Origin of the sequence: Companilactobacillus tucceti DSM 20183 (assembly GCF_001434665.1) — a bacterium.
Taxonomy (GTDB): Bacteria; Bacillota; Bacilli; order Lactobacillales; family Lactobacillaceae; genus Companilactobacillus; species Companilactobacillus tucceti.
This window is the reverse complement of sequence record NZ_AZDG01000010.1, coordinates 80,097-86,289: the sequence shown is the minus strand read 5'-3', so window position 1 is coordinate 86,289 and position 6,193 is coordinate 80,097. Positions and strand designations below refer to the sequence as shown.

The window sequence follows — 6,193 nt, the reverse complement described above, 5'->3', positions numbered from 1 at the left end:
ACCGAACGTTTCTATACTGGAGCTCTTTTAATGTGGAGTTATGTCACAACCCCTTTTTTTACTAAACTTGCCAGTCTTCTCTAAAATGATTTAAAAATGTATCCGCAGCTTTAGAAAAGTGTGGATTTTTATTCCAGACTAAGTCCAAATTAACTAATAAATCAGGTTTTAATGGAACAAACTCTAAATTATTTTCTTCAGAAGGAGTAATTAAATCTTCAAAAGTAAAAGCATATCCTAATCCTTGAGCCACCATTTTGGATGGATTGGTGATTAGATTATATGTACTTATAATATTTAGATTATCTACTGGCTGTCCAAACCAAGTATTAAAAATATTTTTTACTGAAGTTTGATTAGACATCATAAGTGGCTTATCAACTAAATCCTTTGGTGTAACAAACTTTCTATTCGCTAGAGGTGAGTCCCGATTCATTAAGACACCCCATTGATCAATAAAGGGAAGTTTTAAATAGTCGTAATCTTTAGTTTCAAATGGTTCTATCAAAATTGAAAAATCTAATAGTCCATTTGACATCTTGGAGTAAATATCGTCAGCATTACCGCTGAATAGATGAAATTTTACTTTAGGATGTTTTTTTAATATATTCTGCATAGTTTTGGCAATCATATTAAAAGCCTGGGTTTCACCACTACCGATATAAACATCACCTTGAATATCTTCAGTTCTGTTTATATTATTAATAGTTTTGTCTACTAAAGATACGATTTCTTGAGAATGTTTTAAAAAGTATTCTCCTTCATCAGTTAATTGAATTTTTCTGTTAGTTCTAATGAATAGCTGTATATTTAATTCGGATTCCAATTCTGACATTTGTTTGGACAAAGCAGGTTGGGAAATATGTAATACTTTTGCAGCTCTTGAAATATTGCCTTCATTTGCTACAGCAATGAAGTAGTTTATTGTTCTTAATTCCATATTCTTCTCCATAACTTAAAGATATATCTATCCATAAACTATTAGTATTTGTTATATATATTTTAGCGCTTTATAATGATTTTTGAAAAGGAAATGGAGGTAAAATATGTCATTAAAAAATAAAATTGTAATTATTACAGGTGCATCTAGTATTATTGGAGTGGTTTAGGTTAGAAAAATGATTGAATATAAAAGAGAAAAATCAGACTTTGATAAAATAAATAAAACTGTAGAACACACTAATAAATTGATTTCTAAATTAAATTTTGGATATCACGATAATGAGTCAATTTTAAAGATCTTGTCTGAGGTGATGGGCTATGAAATAGATTCTAGTAATGAAATAAATTTACCATTCAATTCAGATTTTGGACCCAATATCAAACTAGGCAAGAATATTTTTATCAATCGTAATTGTATGTTTGTTGATTTGGGTGGAGTTACTTTAGAAGATGGGGTATTGATAGGACCAGATGTTAAGTTGATATCAGTAAATCATCCTTTAGAATCAGCTAGACGTCATAATGTTGTCGTTGATCCTGTTTTAATTAAGGAAAATGCGTGGATAGGTGCCAATGCCATTGTCTTACCTGGAGTGACTGTTGGAAAAAATTCCGTTATTGGTGCAGGTTCAGTCGTAACTAGGGATGTACCAGCAAATTCGGTCGCAGTTGGTAACCCAGCAAAGGTTATTAAGAAAATATAAGATAATTTGTTTTCCAAAATAATATTGTTAGCTTATAATTTTAGATTGTAGCTAGTAGGAGGTTTTGGAATGCAAGAGCAAATTGAATTTATTGTCAGCAAAGCGAAAGGCAAGCCTGAGAATATAGTTCATGAAAACAACTATTGTCCATTTTGTGATGTTAAATCATTAACGAACATTTTCAAACGTGAGGAAGATCGCATTTGGCTAATGAATAAATATCGTGTTTTAGCTGATTCTATGCAAACTGTTTTGATAGAATCATCAGATCATAATGGAGATTGGTCTAATTATAGTTCTGAAAATGGTGCCCAAATTATGGAATTTGCATTGAGATGCTTTGATGAAATGAGATCAGATCCTAAATATAAGTCTGTTATCATGTATAAAAACTTTGGACCACATTCAGGTGGTAGTTTATTACATCCACATATGCAAATTATAGGATTGGATAAAGTAGATGCTTATACTCATGTCCACGAAAATAATTTTAAAGGGCGAGATTATTTAAAAATTGGAAATGCTAAGTTGAATATTTCAACAGAACCTATTTTGAGTTTTTTAGAATTCAATATTCGTATTAAAGATATTTCTGATGCAAAGAGTATGGCAGATTCTTTAAGAATGATGACAAATTATATTTTACATAGGTTCTTTAATGGTAAATTTGATAGTTATAATTTATTCTTCTATCATGTGAATGGTGAAATAATTTGTAAACTTATTCCAAGAATCAATACTTCTCCAGTTGTTATGGGATATAAAATGCCACAAGTAGATAACCTGGAACAAATACAAAAAGTCGAAAAAGAGATAATTGAGTTTAATTCTAATTTCAAATAGTTTGGAAAATAAAAAAGAGTTGATGTAAGAAATTAATAATTTCTTGTATCAACTCTTTTTGGTTAATAATTAATTTATTTTACTGGATGTTTTTCTGTAAGTGCTTTAGTGCGTTCATCTAATTCTTTAAGTTTTTCGGGATCATCATGATTTTCAATTGCTTCAATAATGATATTAGCAACTTCACGACAATCATCTTCATCAAAACCACGTGAAGTAATAGCAGGTGTTCCAAGTCTTAATCCAGATGTTAATTTTGGAGGTAATGGATCATTTGGGATTGCCTCTTTATTTGCTGTGATGTGGATGGAATCAAGTAAATCTTGAACTTCCATTCCATTTAAATCAGTATCAGTTAAAACGACGTTTAAAAGATGGTTATCAGTACCACCAGTTAATACAGAAAGGTGGTCAGAGTTATTGATTACTTCGGCCATTGCCGCAGCATTTTTAATAACTTGAGCAATATAATCTTTGAACTGTGGCTGTAAATCTTCCCCAAAAGCTACAGCCTTTGCAGCGATAACATGTTCTAGTGGTCCACCTTGTGTACCAGGGAAAATGGCTGAATTGATTTTCTTTCCTAATTCAGGTTTAGCAAAAATCATTCCACCACGAGGTCCACGTAATGTTTTGTGAGTTGTTGTTGTGACGATATCAGCGATACCAATTGGAGTAGGGTGCAATCCAACTGCAACTAGTCCGGCAATATGAGCCATATCGACCATTAATAAAGCGTTAACTGAATCAGCAATTTTACGGAATTTATTAAAATCGATCACACGACTATATGCTGAAGCACCGGCTACAATTAAACTAGGTTTTACTTCTTCGGCAATTCTTTGGACATCATCATAGTCGATGAATCCTTCATCGTTGACACCATATGAATGGAAGTTATACATCTTACCGGAAAAATTAACACGAGATCCATGTGTTAAGTGTCCTCCAGCATTTAAGTCCATTCCTAGGACAGAATCACCAGGTTTCAAGACTGCTTGATAAGCGGCAGCGTTAGCTTGAGATCCTGAGTGTGGTTGTACGTTAACATATTCTGCATTAAATAGTTTTTTAGCACGATCTATAGCGAGCGTTTCAATTTGGTCAATATATTCGCATCCGCCATAATAACGGTGACCAGGGTAACCTTCAGCATATTTATTTGTTAATACTGATCCTTGGGCTTTACGAACGTTATCAGAAACGATGTTTTCAGAGGCAATCAATTCAATATTTCTATCTTGTCGGGCCTCTTCTTTGTTAATCAAATCAAAAATTTCTTTATCACCTGTACTATAATTCATTAAACCATCTCCCTAATTATTATTAACGACACTGGTACCAGTAGAATAATTGATAGTTACGCCTTTTTCAACGTTAAAAATATAGACATTGAAAGAGACCTGACCATCGCTATTACCTTGGCTATCAAGAGATTCGGCCATCATTTGAACCCCACGAGCAACTAATTCATCACCACGATAAATTGGTTTAACTCTATATCTGATGAAGTTATTAGGATTTTGTTTTATATAATATGCAATATCATCCTCATGCTTAAGCATTTCTGGCGCATTCAGTGATCTTGTCCCAGTCATCAAATTTTTGGGATTGTTATTTTGACCGGTCAATTGATAACCGATTAGATGGGAACGATTGTAGAGCCAACCAGTAGCAAGTTTCTTATTATGCCATCCGGTTGGATTTACATATAGTGGTTCACGTTTAGTAGTTGGCATCAGACTCTTGTTTAAAAGAGCATCAGCTTGAACAGCACGATTCAATTTATCTAAATTAGCAAAATTTTGCCAAGCACCATTTTGGATGCTTAAATCAGATCTAGAAAAAGTCGGTTTATTATTGTTTACCGTTATTTCCTGATCATTTTGATAATTTAAATTTGCTAAATTAGTAGTTGAATCCGTAGTTTTTTCTTCTTGTCGAGGATTATCGCCAGCTTTAGGAAAGTTATTCTGATAAACCTCATAAACTCCTGATCCACCAGCTAAAATTAACACTAAACCGGCTGAAATTAAACGTCGATGAACCTTCTTTTTCGGCTTTGTCATAAAAGTCGTAAATAAAACAATGACCCCCAATAGGATCAATAATACTGAATACATATAATTCAATCCCCTCAAAGCTTGAAGATAAAAATCTTCAATAGTAATTTTATCATATCATTGGAAATAAAAAGGGATCTGTTTTCAGATCCCTTTACATAAATGTCTTTTTCAATTCATTAATTCTATCGTCTAGAGGAGGATGTGTATCAAATAGTCCTGAAAAACGCTTTTTCTTTTGTGGATCGTCAATGTATAAGGCAGCACTAGCATCGTCAACTTCTTTCATTGGTTCAGTACTATTTTTTAACTTTTCCAATGCGTTGATCAATCCTTGAGGATTACGAGTTAGTTCAGCTCCTGAAACATCAGCCAAATACTCACGATTTCTTGAAATGGCTAATTGAACTAAACTGGCGATCAATGGACCCAATATCATAAATATTATACCAACGACCCATAGCACCAATCTTACAACGACCCAGTTAGAGTTATTGTTATCGTCGTCATCATCAAAGGAAGGCAATACAAATCGATAAGCATTTCCTATCAAATATGTTATTAAGACGATGGCTGACGATAGAGCTAACGCAATTGTTGAAACTCTTATATCATAGTTTTTTACGTGGGAAATTTCGTGTGCCAAAACACCTTCCAATTCCTCACGATTCATCATTTCATAAAGACCTGACGTTACGGCCACTGCCGCATGTTTTGGATCGCGTCCAGTCGCAAAAGCGTTTGGGCTTTCATCATCAATAATGTAAATATCTGGCAGTGGTATATCAGCTACCATAGATAAGTCTTCGACAATATGCCAAAGTTCTGGTGCATCCGATTCAGATTGAAGTTTCTTAGCGCCGTTCATTTGCATCACAATACTTGTTGATTGAAAATAAGTGATCAGTGTATAAATTAATGCAATAACAAGAGCGGTAATAATTCCGCCCCAGATATTATCTAAAAAATATTCACCAATGAAGCTACCTAAACCAGCTAATATTATGAAGAAAATTGTAAAAATTAAGTATGTTTTACGCTTATTACGATCAATTTGCTGGTATATCATAATGTACTCCTATTAAAACTTAACTTTTGGAGCTTCTTTTTCTGCTTCAGGAATTTGTAAGAAGTCCATCTCTTTAAATCCATGGATCTTGGCAATTATATTTCTAGGGAATGTTTCAATAGCAGTATCGTATGATTGTACTTGACTGTTATATGCTTGACGTGCGTATGCAACTTTGTTTTCTGTATTTGAAAGTTCTTCCATTAACTTAGAAAACTCTTGATTGGCTTTTAAATCAGGATAATTTTCAGCTAATGCAAAAACTTGTCTCAAGGCACCAGTTAAAGCATTATCTGCATCAACTTTGTCTTGAAGTGAATCAGCATTTGTAACATTATTTCTTAATTCAACTACCTTAGAAAGTGTTTCTTTTTCATGAGTAGCATAACCCTTAACAGTTTCTACTAGGTTAGGGATCAAGTCTGTGCGACGTTTTAATTGAACGTCTATTTGTGAACTGAATTCGCGTGCGCGATTACGGAACTTAACAAGGCCATTGTATAGTCCAGCATAGGCAATCACGATTAAAGCTATAATGACAACGATTATTATTGTGGTCATTATTTTCTCCT

At 33.3% G+C, this 6,193-nt stretch carries 7 protein-coding genes; 2 read left to right on the top strand and 5 right to left on the bottom strand.

Annotation, left to right across the window (positions count from 1 at the left end; translation table 11 throughout):
- Positions 1-61: 61 nt before the first annotated feature.
- The gene (locus tag FC72_RS05865) at positions 62-940 is read right to left on the bottom strand and encodes a LysR family transcriptional regulator (protein ID WP_057765731.1); all 879 of its coding nucleotides are present in this window, start codon (positions 938-940) and stop codon (positions 62-64) included.
- A 178-nt stretch (positions 941-1,118) separates the two neighbouring features.
- On the opposite strand from FC72_RS05865, the gene FC72_RS05860 reads away from it, so the two are divergent.
- The gene (locus tag FC72_RS05860; RefSeq protein ID WP_083480763.1) at positions 1,119-1,646 is read left to right on the top strand and encodes a DapH/DapD/GlmU-related protein; all 528 of its coding nucleotides are present in this window, start codon (positions 1,119-1,121) and stop codon (positions 1,644-1,646) included.
- A gap of 69 nt (positions 1,647-1,715) precedes the next feature.
- Positions 1,716-2,489 (top strand): DUF4931 domain-containing protein, encoded by a 774-nt coding sequence (locus FC72_RS05855; RefSeq protein ID WP_057765728.1) that lies wholly within the window; start codon positions 1,716-1,718, stop codon positions 2,487-2,489.
- 74 nt (positions 2,490-2,563) lie between these two features.
- On the opposite strand, the gene glyA is transcribed toward FC72_RS05855, so the two are convergent.
- From glyA to FC72_RS05835, 4 genes are all read right to left on the bottom strand, one after another.
- Positions 2,564-3,793, bottom strand: a complete 1,230-nt coding sequence (glyA, locus tag FC72_RS05850) for a serine hydroxymethyltransferase (protein ID WP_057765727.1) — start codon at positions 3,791-3,793, stop codon at positions 2,564-2,566.
- 12 nt (positions 3,794-3,805) lie between these two features.
- Positions 3,806-4,621: a DNA/RNA non-specific endonuclease gene (locus FC72_RS05845; protein ID WP_201781799.1), complete on the bottom strand. Its 816-nt coding sequence runs from the start codon at positions 4,619-4,621 to the stop codon at positions 3,806-3,808.
- An 85-nt stretch (positions 4,622-4,706) separates the two neighbouring features.
- A complete protein-coding gene (gene htpX / locus FC72_RS05840) occupies positions 4,707-5,621 on the bottom strand; it encodes a zinc metalloprotease HtpX (RefSeq protein ID WP_057765723.1) in 915 nt (304 codons plus the stop codon).
- 12 nt (positions 5,622-5,633) lie between these two features.
- A complete protein-coding gene (locus tag FC72_RS05835) occupies positions 5,634-6,182 on the bottom strand; it encodes a LemA family protein (protein WP_057765721.1) in 549 nt (182 codons plus the stop codon).
- Between the last annotated feature and the right edge of the window lie 11 nt (positions 6,183-6,193).

What these genes read in the sequence shown, in the direction of transcription:
- FC72_RS05855 (WP_057765728.1), top strand. Translation starts at nt 1,716, where the DNA reads ATGCAAGAGCAAATTGAATTTATTGTCAGCAAAGCGAAAGGCAAGCCT.
- FC72_RS05835 (WP_057765721.1), bottom strand. Translation starts at nt 6,182, where the DNA reads ATGACCACAATAATAATCGTTGTCATTATAGCTTTAATCGTGATTGCC.
- glyA (WP_057765727.1), bottom strand. Translation starts at nt 3,793, where the DNA reads ATGAATTATAGTACAGGTGATAAAGAAATTTTTGATTTGATTAACAAA.
- FC72_RS05860 (WP_083480763.1), top strand. Translation starts at nt 1,119, where the DNA reads ATGATTGAATATAAAAGAGAAAAATCAGACTTTGATAAAATAAATAAA.
- FC72_RS05865 (WP_057765731.1), bottom strand. Translation starts at nt 940, where the DNA reads ATGGAATTAAGAACAATAAACTACTTCATTGCTGTAGCAAATGAAGGC.
- htpX (WP_057765723.1), bottom strand. Translation starts at nt 5,621, where the DNA reads ATGATATACCAGCAAATTGATCGTAATAAGCGTAAAACATACTTAATT.